Source organism: Fulvivirga sp. M361 (assembly GCF_007097395.1).
Classification (GTDB): domain Bacteria; phylum Bacteroidota; class Bacteroidia; order Cytophagales; family Cyclobacteriaceae; genus Fulvivirga.
The window spans coordinates 1-18398 of sequence record NZ_VKDC01000036.1; the positions used below are offsets into that span (position 1 = coordinate 1).

Consider the following 18398-nt stretch of genomic DNA (forward strand, 5'->3'; position numbering starts at 1 on the left):
CCATTGATGCCATCGCTAATGCCAATGTCAATGAAAATTCGGTCTATACTTCGGTGACCCCTAACCTTAGTGGTGATATGCCAATAGGCAATGTGACCTATACCATCAGCGGCGGAGCAGATGCAGTAGACTTTACGATCAACGGCACTACCGGTGTGGTCAGCATGGTAGTCAGAGACTTTGAGTCACCGGTAGATGCCAATACTGACAATGTATATGAAATTGAAATCACGGCTACCGATGACGACAATAACTCGGATACGGAAACCTGGACGGTAACCGTAACCGACCAGATAGAAGTCGCCAACTTTACCATTGATGCCATCGCTAATGCCAATGTCAATGAAAATTCGGTCTATACTTCGGTGACCCCTAACCTTAGTGGTGATATGCCAATAGGCAATGTGACCTATACCATCAGCGGCGGAGCAGATGCGGCAGACTTTACGATCAACGGCATCACCGGTGTGGTCAGCATGGTAGTCAGAGACTTTGAGTCACCGGTAGATGCCAATACTGACAATGTATATGAAATTGAAATCACGGCTACCGATGACGACAATAACTCGGATATGGAGACCTGGACGGTAACTGTAATCGACCAGATAGAAGTCGCCAACTTTACCATTGATGCCATCGCTAATGCCAATGTCAATGAAAATTCGGTCTATACTTCGGTGACCCCTAACCTTAGTGGTGATACGCCAATAGGCAATGTGACCTATACCATCAGCGGCGGGGCAGATGCAGCGGACTTTACGATCAACGGCACTACCGGTGTGGTCAGCATGGTAGTCAGAGACTTTGAGTCACCGGTAGATGCCAATACTGACAATGTATATGAAATTGAAATTACCGCTACTGATGACGACAATAACTCGGATACGGAGACCTGGACGGTTACTGTAATTGATGATGTAATTGATAATTTCAGCCCACCGACCGGCTTGAGTCTATCCAATCAGCAGATTAATGAAAATGAGCCGGCCGGAACATTCATTGGTATTTTAAGCGCGCAGGATCCTGATACAGGTGATAGCCACACGTTTAGTTTATTAGGAACCAATGCATCATTATTCACTATACAAGATGATTCACTGAAGGCTGCCGGTCCTTTCAATTTTGAACAACAAGATGTTTATACCCTAACCATACAGGTTGAAGATGCACAAGGGTTTACATTTTCAGACCAGTTTGAAATCCTTGTTCTGAATGTAAATGAATCTCCGACAGAAATTATTCTTTCAAATAATACAGTAAACGAAGAGGATATTGTCATTGAAGTAGGCATACTATCGACAGTAGATGAGGATGTGGCAGATACTCATAGCTACACCATCCTGGCCGGCGATCATTCCTCATTTTTTAACATAGCGGATGATAGATTAATTACTGATGAATCATTAGCATCGGATAACGGAACACAATATACTATTTCTGTTCAATCTGAAGACCTTGGGGGATTAACAATAACAAGAGACTTTGTAATAACCGTTGCCCGTAAGGTACAAAATGAGTTTAATTTTCCCAATGCCTTTACGCCAAACGGAGATCATGAAAATGATACATGGGAAATTCCGTTTCTTGACCTGGTAGATGATTGTAAAGTACTCATAATGGATAGGGATGGAAATGTAGTTTTTGAATCGATAGGCTATGATGCTCCCTGGGATGGGACCTATGGAGGCAACAAACTTCCGAAGAGCACATATTTCTATATAATACGGGAAAGTCGCCAAGGAGAAAATCAGATTCACAAAGGCTATGTAGTAATTCTATAGTATAGTCAAGGGAAAACAAAAAAACTATTGATGAAGAAGATATTAATTATATTATGCTTGTTCTTATCAGGAAATGCAATTGGTCAAAACCATAATTTGATTAGTCAATATTTTCAGGTTATGCCATTTTATGCGCCTGGGTTAACCGGTGCAAATGATTTTCTTGATATCAGAACCGGAATAAGAAAGCAGTGGACTGATATTGATGGCGCCCCAATATCCTACTTCATTGGAGGGGCCGGAATACTTAAAATTGGTCCGCATAATCCCAATAAATATAATTCTGTCAGGGTGGGCAATGATTCACCTTATCATGAGAAAACTACAAAGTTTGGAGTGGGTGGGTATATTTTTGATGAGAGAATCGGAGCAGCCAGGCAAACTGGCGCCATGGTTTCCACGGCCGTACATGTAATGATCACCAATAGTGCTTACTTGTCGCTGGGAGTCACTACAGGATATCATAATACCAGAATCAATCCAACCAAACTTCGAGTGTTAAACCCCGATAATGATGATCTTTACCAGGAATTACTCAATAATGGGGAAAGTGAGAGTTATTTTAAATTAAATACAGGCATTGCGGTATATTCAGAATCTTTTTACCTGAGCTATGCCCTGTTGAATGCTGCAGATCCCCATATTAGCGGAAATCAAAATTTGTCCGGTAATTCATCAGAAATACTTCACACCATTGTTGGTGGATACAGAATTAGTACAGGGCAAAATTTAGAAGTAATTCCGGCTTCCTATATTCGCTTTTCCCAAACCACTCCCTTGTTATTTGATGTTGGTGCGCGCTTTAGATATAATCAAAATTTATATATGGGAATGTCTTATAGAAATGATCAAACTCTTATTGCCCTTTTTGGAATGACACTTGACAATACCTATAGTTTGGGATACTCATTCGAGCACAAGCAAATTGACTTTAGCGGTTTTAATCCGTTAAGCCATGAAATTGTTATAGGGGTTAAACTTTTTGATTCCAAAAATTATACATCACTATGGTAATGTTTAATCTACGGCTTTTACTATGAAAGTGTCTCTTTATATATTAATTATTGCTTTAAGTCTGTTAACATTCAATCTCAGCGGTCAGATCCGAATATTGATTGAACCAACTCAACTTGGAGATAGTATAAACTCTAAGTCAGAAGAGGCAAATCCATTACTTTCACCCGATGGCAATACATTGTTTTTTGTAAGAACATTTGCCGATAATAATGTTGGGGGAAAATTAGCAGGGCAGGATATTTGGTATTCCAAACGCAAAAATGATCGTTCATGGACCTTCCCGAAGAATCTGTCTGAATTGAATAATGAATCTAATAATGTGGTTATTGGATTTAGTCAGCAAGATAGCCTCATTTATGTTCTTAATACCTATTCTTCACCGCTGAGATGGAAATACGGGGTGGCATATTCAACGTTTGTGAATGATGTTTGGACTAATCCAAAAGAGTTAAATTTAAAATTCAATATAAAAAACGCCTATCGTAATTACTACATGTCCACATCCGAGGATGTATTATTGATTTCAACCGATAGTAAGGATAGTTATGGGAATGAAGACATTTATATTTATTATAAAAAAGGAGAAAAATGGCATGGACCTGTTCATTTAAACCAAAATATTAATTCCGAAGCGTCTGAAATTTCACCGTTTTTATCATCTGACAAGGAGGTATTGTTTTTTGCAAGTAATGGACACGGGGGGTACGGTGATATGGATATCTTCATGTCAAAAAGATTGGATAGTACATGGGCTAATTGGTCTCAACCTGTAAACCTTGGGGAACAAATAAATACTTCAAAATTTGATGCATATTTTTCTACCTATGCTGAAGGTGAATCCTTTTTTGTAAGTAACAGTGAGGGTTATTCAAATATATATTATACGGTACTGAATTATGATTTTGATGACCGCTCTCTGGAGGAGTTGCAATATTTGATGACGCTGGAACTTTCAGATCCCGCTGATGAAAACCAAGAGGTTGAGATAGAAGAGATCATAGCCAACTCCTTTAGTTTCAATTCGGAGGTGGCTTACTATTTCGATATTTTCAAGTTGGATGAGTCAGGCGCTGTAAAAGACTCGGTACGCGTGGAATTGAGTCCGAATGTACAATACAATTTTAACCGCTATGATGACGGGATAGATTATGCAGAGATAGCGGAAACACTAAATTCGGTAAAAGGACCGTCAGAAGGGGAAGCGTCATCAAAGGTGGTGTTGCTATCCAAGCGTTTGAACCTACAGGAGGATGAGACCTACGTATTCAACCTGAAACCAGTATATGCCGACACCGAAGGTGAATCAGTAATAATAACCGATGAGAAGGCCTATCACCTGAATGTCAAGGAGCCAAAACGCATTATATTTAAGATGGAGAACCTGGGAGAGATGAGCATCCAGACCGACATGACTTACCTGCAGTCACAAACTCAACCGGTTGCCGACAATTTTGAAGCCGATACCGATGACTTTTTTGAAGATGAAGATAATGAAGTTATAGAAGATGAAGGAATCAAATATCGTGTGCAAATTGCCGCATCCAGGCAAGAACTATCTGAAGAAGAATTAAGAAGAATATACACTGGGAATAGAGAAATTAAGATGCATACTGAGGATGGATGGTATAAGTACTATATCGCAGATGACCCATCCTATTTTGAAGCAAGACAAATTTTAAAAGATTCGAATGTTGACAGGGCATTTATTGTAGCTTATACTCAGGACAGCGAAAAAGTTGATTTGCAGGATGCTTTTACATATCATTATCAAAAACGAAAAATTGAAAGGGATAACTTTGTGTCTCGAGACTCAGTAGAAAGTGAGGTTAAAGTTCATTTTGAATTTGATAAATACGTTCTTGAGCCTGATGTATGTGCTTACCTGGACCAAAAAGTGGTGACCTCTTTACAGCAGAATAAAAATTTGATTGCTGTTGTCAACGGCCATACGGATATAAGAGGCTCAAATACATATAACTATATTTTATCTAAGGCCCGGGCAACTTATGTAAAGGATTATATATTAAGCAAGGGAATTGAAGAAACCAGGGTAAGGTTAAAGTTTTTTGGTGAAACCAGGGCAATTGGAAAATGTTATGAAATTTCGGATTGTGAGGAACACATTCACGATGCCAATAGGAGAGTAGAAATTTTACTTATTCAATTAGAAAAGAATTATATTCCTTCAGGTTAATTATTGTAACCTAAATCGCCATGGCAAAAAAATTGTTCTACGCCATATTTTGCTGACTTTTCCGGTAAGCTTGTTTCTGAGGTCATTAGTTGGTCTACTTGCGCTTTGGATAGAGTAAACAATGAAAAGTATTTTAAACTCTAACAGGCATCACCCGCCCAGGAAATTATTTACCTAACCAATTTCGAAGAAATGTAACAAAAAAGCCCGCCTTCGCTCAAAGAGCTTCGACGGGCAATGTCGGGGCGGCAGGATTCGAACCTGCGACCCCCTGGTCCCAAACCAGGTGCGCTAACCGGGCTGCGCTACGCCCCGAACTGATGGTAACTTAAGCTCAAAAACTCAAGCTGTGATTCCGGAAGGACTCGAACCTTCAACCTACTGCTTAGAAGGCAGTTGCTCTATCCAGTTGAGCTACGGAACCATGAAAAATGCTGTCACAACGTTTTGTTTCAGCAAATCATCCGCGGAGAGAGGGGGATTCGAACCCCCGGTACCCGATAAAAGGTACGGCAGTTTAGCAAACTGCTGGTTTCAGCCACTCACCCACCTCTCCGTAGCTGTCCCTCAAAAGGGAGTGCAAATATAATGGAAGTCATTTCACTATTGCAATAGTACCCGCAGCATTTTTATTAAATCATTCATTAATAAATTGACTTGAAGTGACATCACCCAAATTAGATTTATATGAAACGCGATTTTCAGTATTATGAAGTAATTTTATAGATTCAAAAAATCAAAAATCCCTAATGAATAAATATATCTTATTACTGTCAATAGTCACTTGCTTTTCTGCTTATGCACAAAGTGATGAAGAATTTGCAAAGTCTACCAATAACAAAGCGACGATAGAAGGACATATTTATTTCCTGGCCTCTGACGAATTGCGAGGCAGGGACATGGGAACACCGGAAATAGATATTGCAGCAAAATACCTCGCTACTACTTTCCGAAGGTACGGAGTGAAACCAGTATCAGGCGCGGATAATGGTTATTTTCAACCGGTGATCGTAGAAAATGTTAAGCCGGCACAGGAGATATCGTTTCTACTGGCGGGAATTAAGTACGATGATCTGGTGATACTCGAGGGAACAAATGCTGAGTTGGATGCGAATGTAGTTTTTGCAGGTTATGGCCTGGAAGATGATTATGCTAAAAAAGAGGTAGAAGGTAAACTGGTGGTAGTATGGTCAGGGTCTGAAGGACATAAAGACCCTAATTCCGCGTTTTCAATGGTCCGGAAAAAAAGGGAAGTAGCCAAGGCTAAGGGGGCAGTAGGTTTGATAGAAGTAAATGCAGCAGGAAGTGATTTATGGAAGCGGATAAAATCTTATTTAAATCGTGAACAATTGTCAACAGGTTCTGATGAAGAAGACAACTTTATCCATGCATGGTTGGAAGATACAGAAAACAAACTGTCCTCTGCGATCAAGAAAAACACAAAGGCCTCATTTCGTATCAGCGGAATGGAGAAAACCCGAATACCCGCCCAAAATGTTGTGGGTATGGTAGAAGGTACTGACCCTGAATTAAGGGACGAGTTTGTGATTTATTCTGCACATTATGATCACATAGGGGTGGGGACACCGAACGCTGAAGGCGATTCTATCTATAATGGTGCTCGTGATAATGCTGTTGGTGTGGTGACCGTCTTGAGTGCAGCGGAAAATATTGCTAAACATCCTACAAAGCGTTCTGCATTATTTATCCTCTTCACAGGTGAAGAAAAAGGACTTTTAGGAAGTAAATGGTATACTGAGCATCCACTAATTCCTTTGAATCAAATGGTGTATTGTTTCAACAGTGATAATGGGGGGTATAATGATACGTCTGTCGCGACCATTATCGGATTAGAGAGAACCACAGCGACTGATCATATCAAATCGGCCTGTACAGCATTTGGGTTAACCGCTATCGATGACCCTGCACCGGAGCAAGGCCTATTTGATCGTTCGGATAATGTGAATTTTGCAAGTAAGGGAATACCCGCACCTACATTTAGTTTGGGGTTCAGGGCATTTGATGCTGAAATAGGAAAGTACTATCATCAGGTAGAGGACAACCCGGACAATATAGATTATGATTATCTGACCAGCTTTTTTGGGGCCTATGTTCTGGCTTGTAGATTAATTGCCAATGATCCCGTAAAACCTTTTTGGGTGGAAGGTGATAAATATCATTCGGCCGGCGTCGATTTGTATAAGGATAAGTAGTAGGATCATCTTATTATTGTTAATTAAAATAATTTAGATCATGAAAAACACACTTTTATATAGTTTGTCCATATTCTTTTTAGTTGCCTGTGGGTCGGCGCAAAAGGAATCCAATGAAAACGAAAGTAGTGCATTACAGGAAGGTGATGCAAAGGCAGAAACTGTGCTTACAGGTAATTACGGAGAGAAGATCGATGAAACTGGCGCCATTTCTACCACTGAAATGCTTGCATTACTTGAAGATGCTGATTCCATATCACTGAAGGTGCAAACTAAAATACTGTCAACATGTGCCATGAAAGGCTGTTGGATGAATGTAGCACTTTCTGACGAAGATCAAATGAGAGTGACCTTTAAAGATTATGGATTTTTCGTTCCTAAAAGTGGTGTGGAAGATAAAAATACTATCGTTGAAGGATATGTAAAGAAAGTAACAACGGATGTCGAAACATTAAGGCATTTTGCTGAAGATGCGGGTAAAAGCCCGGAAGAAATTGAATCAATAACCGAGCCTAAACGAGAGATAACATTTGTAGCATCCGGTGTTATTATCCAGAACTGAAATTAACCATTTGTTTCTACAGGCTATTTATAAAGGTTTCTCTCCTTTTTTCTGAAAAGATGTACAAATTGACTGCCCGAGAGAGCACCAAAGCCACCGACCAGGCCTCCGATCAGTGCAGTTAATATAATTAGTAATAGGCTGGAAACAGAAAAGAGCTTTGCTATTTTTACCGTCAATATAGAAGATGTATCTACGTCGATGAAGTAAGCCATACCGAACCAAAGCAATGAAATGGAAAGAAAGCCGGCCATGAAAGACACGCCACTTTTAGATTGAAACAGGACGCTAATTACAAAAGCGACCAGAGCTGTACTCCAGAAAGGCAGGTATATCTGAAGAAGTGCACTAATAACCATTATTAAGATAATTTGAGTGAGGAACTTCATCTGACTATTTTGTTAAAGTTTGCTTAAAGAATATTTCATTTTCTGACGTTTCATTTTGCATGAAATTGAGTTTAATATATTCACCATCGCGCCATAGCGGGATCATGTTTTCGTACAAGGGATTGCCTGGGTTTCCTGATTGTCCTCCGGGTAGTACCACCCAGGCCTGGGGGGGCGAAGTCATTTCTACCACTAATCGTTGTGAAGGGCCGTGGTTTGGTTTTGTGGAGTTGATCGTTTTCGACTGCCCGTCTACCTGGATATTATATGTGCCAAATGCCGGTATCCGTGATAAATGAATGATCGATGTACCTTTGTAATTACCCCATGTAGCTTCCAAACCTTTTTTATCTTCCCATGTTTGAATTTTTGTTTTAGCTGAATCCAGGCTCATACTAAGTAATTCCTTAAATGATTCTACTTGCGATGTACCTTGGTGATCATAGAATTCTTTTGGGAAATCATTTTTCAGCATCCAGATAGTATGATAGTCTGAAGGTCGCCCCATCGGCAACTCAGAGTCAATAAATTCATCCCACAAGAGATTTCTGAAGCTTCTCCACCACACTTCAAAGTAGGTAGGTGCTTTGGAAGGAACGGTGTAAAAATAGTCCCATTCTTTTAATGCTGTCATGAATTCACTGTTCTTCGATTTATCTATAGAATCTAAAAACACGGGAAGTATTTCTGATGGCTTGATACCGTAAGCGTCATTTTGAAGTTTCATCATATCCTGTGGAGTGATACTGCTACTGTCAAAGGCATTAAGTTGGTTATTGATCCTGCGGTTTCTGTAGAACTCTGAATTGTGCAGGTTCATTTCATAAGGATATTTTTGATCCACAGAATGTTGATTGGCAGAGCTAATAAAGCCACGGGGGGGATTATGTTCAAATGCGTAGTGTTCGAATGGAATAAATTCTCCCCAGTCAAATGCCGGATCCGACCCGTCCATAATGAAACGGCCATGTCCCTTAAAGCGGTTGGGGAGCAAGCCCTGTACCCTGATAGCCACATCAGCCTGATCAGAGGCAAAAGCAACATGCTGACTGGGCGCATCCCATTTTCTAAGGGCTTCAGTATATTCATTATAGTTTGAGGCCCTATTCAGATCAATTAGAGCATCCTGTACTCTTGAAGGAGTATGACCTATCCATTTTAATGCCAGGTAGTCTTTCTGACCATCACTTAAAAAACTGTCATCATAGACAATAGGTCCGTGAACAGTAGTTAATATTGTGTCTGTATATGGAGTCGAATCCCGGATCTTTATTTCTTCATAGCTAGTTTCAACAGGGAGCGTTTTGTCACCATAGAAATATTCGGACCGGGACCCTTCCTTAAATTTAATACTGTACCAGTCACGCTCATCTCTGCTTACATCTGTAAATGACCAGGCGATATTTTCATTAAAACCAGATACAATCCCCACATTTCCTGTCAATGCAAACCCCATCACATTGTAATTAGGGGAGCTGAGTTGCATCAAAAACCAAAGAGAAGGAGCATTTAGGCCTAAATGCATGTCACTGGCCAGTATGGCTTTACCACTTTTTGTTTTCCATCCGGCGACAGCCCAATTGTTACTGCCATTATCAGGGTCAGGCATCGGATGAACTTTTTTCATCATTGTATTAGATACGATCAGTGAATCAGGCTTTTCTTTTGGGGCAGCTTCAAAGGACCATTGTTCCGGAGACTGCACTACCGGGTCGATACCGGCAGGCCATTGTGGGAACAAGGCTTTAAACCTTTCTTCTCCTAAAGTCAGGTAAGCGTTAGTATTTTGCAGGTCCCGGTCCCAACCTGTAAGGTTATCGTTCATGTATTGTAGAAGCAGTGCAGATTTTAAAGGTGTCCAGGGCTCAGGTTCATAATCCAGTATCTTATATTCCAGGGGTAGGTTTTTGTATTTTAATGACGAGATAAATGTGTTTACACCTGTTTGATAGGCTTCTAGAAATAATTTCAATTGAGTATTTTTCAACATAGTTTCCAGGCTGGTACGTGCACCGGAGACCATCCCTTTTCTACGTTGCAAACGATCGAAATCCAAGGCTGCCTCACCTATAAGTTCGGAGATTCGTCCGGCAGCTGCATAAGATTGAAAGTCCATTTGCCAGAGTCTGTTCTGGGCTACTACAAAACCCTGAGCCATAAAAAGATCATGGTCATTCTGAGCAAAAATGTGGGGGATGCCATACTTGTCATAAAATACATTCACCGAGTCTTTTAAGGTAGTTAACTCGCTGAGAGGTGCGAATGGAATACTGTCAGATTCAGCGTTTTGCCAAAAACCATGGAAGGGGTCAAGAAACTTACCCAGTGGAGGTACCGGATTTCCCTGGATAACCAGCCTGTTATTGAGGAAGTAAATAAGTGCAAGGGTTATAACAACGGAAATGGAGAATTTGATGATTTTCATAAGAATAAAGCGGGATAATTCCTGGTGATAAATTAACATAAATATTCGCAATTCATCGTTGGGATATTTACAAATGTGTATTTAATAGGACTTTGGAAAATAATACTTTTATATTTGAGCGATTTTTCAAAATGACCACCAAGATTTTAGCGAAATATACATTAACTCAGATACAGGCTGCGTCAAAAATTAAAGCTTTAATTTTTGACGTGGATGGTGTACTTACGGGAGGAGAGGTCATTTACACCAATACCGGTGACGAGTTGAAATTATTCAATGTGAAAGACGGTCAGATTATTCGATTCTTAAAATCCAGCGGTATAGTAGTAGGCGCTATTACCGGTCGCAAATCAGACCTGGTAGAACGTCGATGTAAAGAACTGAAACTTGATTTTTTTCATCAGGGGGCCAAGGATAAGTGGAAATTGATCGAAGAAGAAATCAGTGGCTTTAACCTTTTGCCTGATGAAGTATGCTACATAGGGGACGATCTAATAGATCTGCGATCTATAATTAATAGCGGTTTAGGCGTTTCACCCTCTGATGGAGTTGAATACATCCGGGACAAGGCTAATTTAATCACCCGATCAAAAGGTGGAGAAGGGGTAATAAGAGAAGTAGCTGATTTTATATTGGCTGCACAGGGTAAATTGACCAATATTATTAAAATATGCTCATAGATATGATAGCGGGCGCACGTCCAAACTTTATGAAAGTTGCGCCTATCATCAATGCCATTAAAAAGAGACGTTCAGAAGGCGCCGACCTTTCTTTTCGGTTGGTTCACACAGGTCAGCACTATGATAAGAAAATGTCGGAATCATTTTTTGAGCAATTGAACATACCTAGTCCGGATGTTAACTTTGGCGTAGGCTCTGGTACACAAGCTGAGCAAACCGCTAAAATAATGACAGGCTACGAGCAAATTATTCTGGAAGAGGTGCCTGATGTTTGCTTGGTAGTGGGAGATGTTACCTCAACGATGGCATGCGCGATAACTGCAAAGAAATGTGGTGTCATAGTAGTACATGTAGAAGGTGGTATCCGATCAGGTGACTGGCGTATGCCTGAAGAGGTGAACAGGGTAGTGACAGATTCCATCACAGATTATTTTTATACTACCTCGGAACATGCTAACAATAACCTTAGAAAGCAAGGAGTACCCGCTGAAAAGGTAGTGTACGTAGGGAATACGATGATTGATTCCTTGTTAGCAAACCTTGAGAGGCTCCAAAAACCGGCTGTATGGGATAAAGGAAACCTCAGGCAAAAAGAGTTTATACTTATGACATTGCACAGACCGTCTAATGTAGATGACGGTGCAGGGTTAAAAAAGATCATAGACCGGGTATGTACACTATCCGGTGACTATCCTGTAATTTTCCCAGTCCACCCAAGAACTATGAAGATGCTGGATATGGATGAAATGAATTATCCAAATTTGCTGGCCATAGAACCTATGGGGTACCTGGAGTTTATTTATTTGTTGAAGCATGCGTTGGCTGTCGTTACTGATTCAGGTGGCATTACGGAAGAGGCTACTGTGCTGGGTATTCCATGTATGACATTAAGAGATTCTACGGAAAGGCCTGAAACGATAGAGGAAGGTACCAATGAATTACTAGGTACTGACCCTGAATCATTAAATGACTCTTTTGACAAGCTTATGAAGGGAAATTGGAAAAAAGGAAGCATCCCTTACCTTTGGGATGGCAAGACTTCCACTAGAATAGTTGACCATTTAATGAGCATTTCCTGAAGTGGATATATTTAAAGATAACGTCACGATTAATAAAAACATCTCACTCGGAGGTGATAAGATGGTACTTTTTTCCGGGCCATGTGCCGCGGAGAGCTATGACATCTGTTTACAAGTAGCGGAGACCATTAAGAATATTTGCGATCAATTGAATGTCAGCTATGTATTCAAGGCTTCTTTCGATAAAGCAAACCGTACGTCATCAGGCTCTTATCGTGGAAAAGGAATGGAACGAGGGTTAGAAATTTTATCTCGTGTTAAAGAGCAGTTGCATGTTCCTATCGTTACGGACATCCACGAATCGTATCAGGCAAAGGAAGTAGCGGAAGTAGCCGATGTCTTACAAATACCTGCTTTTTTGTGCCGCCAAACAGATTTATTGTTAGCAGCTGCTGAAACCGGTAAGGCTGTTAAAGTTAAAAGAGGTCAGTTTATGGCGCCTGAAGATATGAAATATGCCGTGGATAAGGTTAAAGAGACCGGTAATGCCAATGTCTTTCTTACGGAACGAGGCGTTTCTTTTGGTTATCATAATTTAGTGGTAGATATGCGAGCGTTACCGATTATGAGGCAGTATAGTCCTGTGGTGTTTGATGTTACGCACAGCGTACAGCAACCGGGAGGTGCAGGAGGGAGTTCGGGAGGACAACGTGAATTTGCCCCTTACCTGGCCCGTGCGGCGGCAGCGGCAGGAGTAGATGGCTTTTTTATAGAAACCCACCCCGAGCCGGCAAAGGCGCTGAGCGATGGGCCTAATATGATACCATTAGATGAAATGAGAGGTTTTCTGACGATGTTAAAGGAACTTTGGGAAGTGGGAGGTAGGTATGTTAATTAAAAGCAAAGTTTTTACTTCAATAATGTGTAAATATCTTACTTTCATCGGGATTGGTGTATTGTTAATAGTTTCATCCTGCGTACCGAACAGAAAGACGGTTTTACTGCAATATGAAGATGAACTGGAACAAGAAAATTACCCTACGGACACTACTTTGAGGTCTTATAAACCTGATCGGTTCGATTACCGGATACAACCCGAGGATGTTCTGTCTGTGAAGGTGTTGAGCCTGACACGGGAAGAGTATGACTTTTTCAACGAAACTAACGACACTAATTTAGTTAATCAGGGGCAGCAGGGAGGCATAGTTCTATCAGGTTACCTGGTGGATTACAACGGAGAGATTGAATTCCCTGTAGTGAATAAAATTAAGGTGGCGGGACTGACCATTCATGAGGCTCAGAAGTTGATACAGAGTAAGGCGATGGACTTTTTGAAGGAGCCTGTAGTTAGAGTTAGATTACTGAATTTTAGAGTTACATTACTGGGGGAAGTTGCTCAGGAAGGTGTCATTTCCGTATTCAACAACAGAACAAATATAATTGAAGCGGTGGGTTTAGCTGGTGGACTTGATGATCTGGCGGACCGAAGCAAAGTCAAAATTCTTCGACATGAAAACGGAACGGTTAATGTTTATTACATTAACCTGCTCGATGAGGACTTAGTCAACTCGCCCTATTATTATGTGCATAATAACGATGTGATTATAGTACCTCCGCTTAAGCAAAAACCTTTCCGACAATATTTAACTCAGAACTTTACATTGGTTATTTCCACTTTATCTCTCTTGTTCCTAACCATTAATCTGTTTAATTAATCTCTTCTGATGCAAGATTCTAGAAATATTGGTCCTCAGGATTCTAACTTAGATATCAGGAGAATTTTCTTTTTGATACTTAAGTATTGGTACTGGGTAGTTCTAAGCGCAATACTGGCTTTATTTACAGCTTATACTATTAACAGGTATACGGTTAAAATTTATCCTGTATCGATGACAATTTTAATCAAGGATCAAAATGAACAGGATAATTCCATCTCTGACTTGATATATAACAGCAGAGGCTTTATGCCGGGTAAAAATTACTACAACGAAGAGATATTACTTAGATCATATCCATTGATAAGAAAGGCAGTTGAGAAACTGGATTTTAATGTTTCCTACTACCAGGAAGGTGATATTAAGACATCAGAACTATATCCTGGGCCGCCTTTAAAAATAAGTGTAGATTCTATTCATTCCCAATTGCCGCATGGCCGTAGCTTTTATTTGAATGTTGTAGATAGCCAAAGCTTTGAGGTAAGAGCATCAGATAATAAATCTGAAAATAAGGGTGTGAAATTTGGTGAATGGTTCGATTTTCAGGGGATTAGATATAAAATTGACGCTTTGAATGAGGCTAAGATAACGTCTTTCCAAGATGAGTTATTGGTTGTCTTCAGGAGTTATTCGGCTGTTGCAGGTTCCTATACCGGTAGAATCAATGTTAATTGGTTGCAGGAAGGTGCCTCCATTTTATCTCTAACACTCAATGGACCCACACCTGCCAAAGATGCTGATTTCCTTAGGAGGTTAGCCGAAACCTATCAGGAAAGAGATTTACTAACCAAAAATGAACAAGCCACCAGAACAGTCTCATTTATTGATGACCAACTTGCTATTATATCTGACTCATTGGTACTGCTGGAATTAGAAATTCAAAAATTTAAGGAAAATAATTTTTCTTCAGGCATATCAAATGAAGCGAGTAGATATCAGGATAACCTGGATGACTTGCTGGGAAAACAATCTGAATTGATTTTAGAAGAAAACTATTTCAATTACCTGACCAATTACCTTGATGGTCAGGAAGACTTAAGAGAAATTACCATTCCAGCGGCGGTAGGCATTTCAAACAATTTACTAAACGATCTTGTAAAGCAGCTCATTGATTTACAAATTGAGAATAAACAATTGTTGCGAACCACTAAAACCGATAATCCATATTTGAAGGAGATTCAGAACCGAACAGACGAGATAAAATCAGGAATAAAAGAAGTTATTAATTCATTAAGACAATCACTGTCCATAGCGCAGGCTGAACTTACCAGGCAAATAAATAATGCAAAGTTCGGCCTTTCAGCACTTCCTAAAGCTGAAAGAGAATATGTCAATTTGAACCGGCTTTACAAACTCAGTGAAAGTCTATTCCTCATTTTAATGGAGAAAAAAGCCGAAGCAAGTATTACTAGGGCCTCTAATACATCAGACGTGGTCATCGTTAACCCTCCTGCTTTTGGAGGACCTATTACTCCTAAGACAAGTAAGAATTATATTATGGCTTTACTGATTGGCTTAGGCTTGCCTATTGGACTAATTTTATTGTTCGATTACTTTAATGATAAAGTTAAATTCAAGGAAGATGTAGAGAGATATACAGATATTCCTTTTCTAGGTGTTATAGGACATAATAAAGACAAGGCAAATCTAGTAGTTCACCAATCTCCCAGATCTGCGATAACAGAATCGTTCAGATCTGTTCGCTCGAACATTAATTTTTTTGTTGGCAACGGATCAAGCAAAACGGTCTTAATTACCTCGTCAATTGCAGGAGAAGGAAAAACATTCTGTGCCGATAACCTTGCACTCATTTTTGCTTCTACTGGAAAGAAAACTATCCTGATAGGCGCGGACATGAGAAGGCCTAAACTTTTCAGAGATTTTGATATCTCTAATGAATTAGGCTTGAGTAACTATTTGTCCTCTGATATAGGTGTGGATGAAATTGTCCAAACCTCTCCGTTTGAAAATTTACATATACTGAATAGTGGCACTATACCGCCGAACCCATCAGAACTTTTGTTGAGGGATAGATTACCCGAACTCATGGCTGAGTTGAAGAAAGCCTATGATTTCATAGTTATCGATAGCCCACCAGTAGGTTTAGTTACTGATGCCATGATTCTGGCAAAATATGCTGACCATTCTATTTATATTGTCAGGCAGGGCTATACACCTGTAGGAACCGTTAAGAATGCAGATGAAATGTATAGAGCTGGGAAAATGTCTAATCTCAGCATTATATTTAATGATGTAACAGTCAATAAATATGGATATGGATATGGATATAGCTATAAATATGGTTATACCTATGGTTATGGATATAGTAATGGATCTGGCTACTATACTAATCAGAGTAGAACAAACTCTTTTTTGCAGAAACTAAGATTTAAAAAACGTAGTTGATCGAACTAACCTTTTGACATAATTGAAGGATCAGACAAAGGCATGGGACATGGTAATTCAGCCAAAAAGAGGCTGGCTGGAAGTCAATTTCAGAGAGTTGTGGAGATACCGGGATCTTCTTTACATGTTTGTTAAAAGAGATGTTATTACCATATATAAACAGACCGTTTTAGGCCCGATCTGGTTTGTAATTCAGCCCATTTTAACAGCTGCGATTTTTATCCTCGTGTTTGGAAATATTGCAGGTATAAGTACCGATGGACAGCCTAAGGTGTTGTTTTATCTGTCAGGAATTGTTGTTTGGAATTACTTCTCAGAATCTTTCAGTACTACCTCGAAAACATTTATAGAAAATGCCAATGTGTTTGGAAAGGTCTACTTTCCCAGATTGATAGTGCCATTTTCTAAAGTGGTTTCCGGATTAATTAAGTTTTTGATTCAATTTGCATTCTTTTTTGCTATCTATCTTTACTTTCTTGTAGGAGTAGATGACACGAATATCAAGCCGAATGAGGGCCTCTTAGTATTACCTCTTTTGATATTGATAATGGCACTCCTCGGGTTAGGTTTAGGAATAATTTTTTCAGCTCTAACAACTAAATATAGAGATCTAACATTTTTGATACAGTTTGGAGTTCAACTATTGATGTATGCCACCCCTGTTATCTACCCTGTCTCTACAATTCCTGAAAAGTACAAAAAATTCATTATGGCCAATCCTATGACGTCCGTTGTAGAAGGTTTCAGGTATGCATTTTTGGGTACCGGTGACCTGAATTGGTATGGTTTGTCTTACAGCCTTGTTTTTACTTTGATTACTTTATTTTTTGGTATAATTATTTTCAACCGGGTAGAAAAGAATTTTATGGATACAGTTTGAAATACTCTTTTCTACTTGACAAAATCATTTTATATCACATACTTTGAGTAATTATTTTACTCAATTTTGCGTCAGCGCATTGGGACTGACATGGCGAAGCTGTGCATACTTCAAACTTAGTGATAGACACTTTAATCACATCAAAAACACGAATTAAGCTTCTCTTAAAATTCTTCCTGAACCCTCAAAATACCTCTTACTTAAGAGGATTGGAAGCTGAATTTGGAGAGTCGTCTAATGCTATTAGAACTGAGCTTAACAGACTTGAGAAGTCTAATATGTTACTTTCAGTTAGCAAGGGGAATCGTAAAATGTTTAAAGTGAATGACAGGCATCCATTATACAATGAGATCAATAGTATAGTGAGAAAGTATCTGGGCATAGATCTGGTAATAGAGTTCATCGTAAATAAATTGGGGCATTTACATAGTGTTTATTTAATTGGTCAACTGGCTCGTGGTATTGACAGTCCCGTAATTGATTTGGTTTTGGTAGGAAATGTTGACAAGGTGTACTTGATCCAATTAATTGATAAGGCAGAAAAACTGATTAATCGTAAAATCAAATTTATGATCTGTGATCAGGGTGAAGAGGATACTTATTTGGCAGAGGGGAACTTATTAATCTGGAACAATGACTAAAAGCTGGTATGTGGCCTATACCAAACCACGAAATGAAAAAAAAGTGACGGAAAGACTGACCTCCAGAGACTTTGAGGTGTATTGTCCGTTGATAAAGGTTTTAAAACAATGGAGTGATAGGAAAAAAATGGTAAGTATGCCAATGTTCACTTCATACATTTTTGTGCGGCTCATGGAGCCGGAGCGGAAAAAGGTTTTGCATGATCCTGGGGTTTTGAATTTTGTTTATTGGCAGGGAGAGCCGGCAACTTTACGAGAAACTGAAATTGACTCCATTAGAAAAATTGAGCAAAACGGTCTGGAAATTCATGTAAGTGGAGATAGACCTAACCATGGAGAACCTGTAATAATTACGGAAGGAGTGTTTAAAGGATTAAGTGGAGAGGTAAGGCGTATTGATAAGAACCGATTATCAGTTTGGGTAGAATCTATTAAAAGTCTTGTGACCTTCACTTATGAACTAAACTAATAACGTT

Annotated in this window: 15 protein-coding genes and 3 tRNA genes; 13 read left to right on the plus strand and 5 right to left on the minus strand. The window is 39.5% G+C overall.

The annotated features are described in order from the left end of the window. The 3 genes from FNH22_RS25855 to FNH22_RS25865 all read left to right on the plus strand — a co-directional run. Positions 1-1781, plus strand: a 1781-nt coding sequence (locus FNH22_RS25855; RefSeq protein ID WP_143401413.1) for a cadherin domain-containing protein, incomplete at its 5' end; no start/stop codon positions are given. Positions 1782-1811: 30 nt separating this feature from the next. Then, a complete protein-coding gene (locus FNH22_RS25860) occupies positions 1812-2795 on the plus strand; it encodes a PorP/SprF family type IX secretion system membrane protein (protein ID WP_143401414.1) in 984 nt (327 codons plus the stop codon). A gap of 22 nt (positions 2796-2817) precedes the next feature. Next, positions 2818-4992: an OmpA family protein gene (locus FNH22_RS25865; protein WP_143401415.1), complete on the plus strand. Its 2175-nt coding sequence runs from the start codon at positions 2818-2820 to the stop codon at positions 4990-4992. A gap of 240 nt (positions 4993-5232) precedes the next feature. On the opposite strand, the gene FNH22_RS25870 is transcribed toward FNH22_RS25865, so the two are convergent. The 3 genes from FNH22_RS25870 to FNH22_RS25880 all read right to left on the minus strand — a co-directional run bounded on the left by FNH22_RS25870 (position 5233) and on the right by FNH22_RS25880 (position 5548). Next, positions 5233-5307 (minus strand) — tRNA-Pro (locus FNH22_RS25870). 35 nt (positions 5308-5342) lie between these two features. Then, positions 5343-5416, minus strand: a tRNA-Arg gene (locus FNH22_RS25875). A gap of 43 nt (positions 5417-5459) precedes the next feature. Continuing rightward, positions 5460-5548, minus strand: a tRNA-Ser gene (locus FNH22_RS25880). Between the two features lie 193 nt (positions 5549-5741). Between FNH22_RS25880 and FNH22_RS25885 the strand changes: the two genes are divergently transcribed. Together FNH22_RS25885 and FNH22_RS25890 are read left to right on the plus strand one after the other, a co-directional pair. After that, positions 5742-7205: a M28 family peptidase gene (locus FNH22_RS25885; protein ID WP_143401416.1), complete on the plus strand. Its 1464-nt coding sequence runs from the start codon at positions 5742-5744 to the stop codon at positions 7203-7205. A 40-nt stretch (positions 7206-7245) separates the two neighbouring features. Continuing rightward, positions 7246-7767, plus strand: a complete 522-nt coding sequence (locus FNH22_RS25890; protein WP_143401417.1) for a DUF4920 domain-containing protein — start codon at positions 7246-7248, stop codon at positions 7765-7767. A gap of 23 nt (positions 7768-7790) precedes the next feature. On the opposite strand, the gene FNH22_RS25895 is transcribed toward FNH22_RS25890, so the two are convergent. Next, positions 7791-8156, minus strand: a complete 366-nt coding sequence (locus tag FNH22_RS25895) for a hypothetical protein (RefSeq protein WP_143401418.1) — start codon at positions 8154-8156, stop codon at positions 7791-7793. A gap of 4 nt (positions 8157-8160) precedes the next feature. Further along, positions 8161-10581, minus strand: coding sequence for a penicillin acylase family protein (locus tag FNH22_RS25900; RefSeq protein ID WP_185154413.1), 2421 nt, complete (start codon positions 10579-10581; stop codon positions 8161-8163). A 131-nt stretch (positions 10582-10712) separates the two neighbouring features. Here FNH22_RS25900 and FNH22_RS25905 point away from each other — a divergent pair, with 131 nt between their 5' ends. The 8 genes from FNH22_RS25905 to FNH22_RS25940 all read left to right on the plus strand — a co-directional run bounded on the left by FNH22_RS25905 (position 10713) and on the right by FNH22_RS25940 (position 18391). Then, a complete protein-coding gene (locus FNH22_RS25905; RefSeq protein ID WP_143401420.1) occupies positions 10713-11261 on the plus strand; it encodes an HAD family hydrolase in 549 nt (182 codons plus the stop codon). Next, a complete protein-coding gene (wecB, locus tag FNH22_RS25910) occupies positions 11252-12340 on the plus strand; it encodes a non-hydrolyzing UDP-N-acetylglucosamine 2-epimerase (RefSeq protein ID WP_143401421.1) in 1089 nt (362 codons plus the stop codon). Before FNH22_RS25905 ends, wecB begins: the two co-directional genes overlap by 10 nt. A 1-nt stretch (position 12341) precedes the next feature. After that, complete coding sequence (gene kdsA, locus FNH22_RS25915) at positions 12342-13178, plus strand: 3-deoxy-8-phosphooctulonate synthase (protein ID WP_143401422.1); 837 nt, start codon at positions 12342-12344, stop codon at positions 13176-13178. A gap of 22 nt (positions 13179-13200) precedes the next feature. Further along, the gene (locus FNH22_RS25920; protein WP_185154414.1) at positions 13201-13995 is read left to right on the plus strand and encodes a polysaccharide biosynthesis/export family protein; all 795 of its coding nucleotides are present in this window, start codon (positions 13201-13203) and stop codon (positions 13993-13995) included. A 174-nt stretch (positions 13996-14169) separates the two neighbouring features. Beyond that, positions 14170-16401, plus strand: coding sequence for an exopolysaccharide transport family protein (locus FNH22_RS25925; protein ID WP_185154415.1), 2232 nt, complete (start codon positions 14170-14172; stop codon positions 16399-16401). A 22-nt stretch (positions 16402-16423) separates the two neighbouring features. Beyond that, positions 16424-17281, plus strand: coding sequence for an ABC transporter permease (locus FNH22_RS25930; protein WP_143401425.1), 858 nt, complete (start codon positions 16424-16426; stop codon positions 17279-17281). A 119-nt stretch (positions 17282-17400) separates the two neighbouring features. Next, positions 17401-17922, plus strand: coding sequence for an ArsR family transcriptional regulator (locus tag FNH22_RS25935; RefSeq protein WP_143401426.1), 522 nt, complete (start codon positions 17401-17403; stop codon positions 17920-17922). Continuing rightward, the gene (locus FNH22_RS25940; protein WP_143401427.1) at positions 17915-18391 is read left to right on the plus strand and encodes a transcription termination/antitermination protein NusG; all 477 of its coding nucleotides are present in this window, start codon (positions 17915-17917) and stop codon (positions 18389-18391) included. Before FNH22_RS25935 ends, FNH22_RS25940 begins: the two co-directional genes overlap by 8 nt. Positions 18392-18398 lie beyond the last annotated feature (7 nt).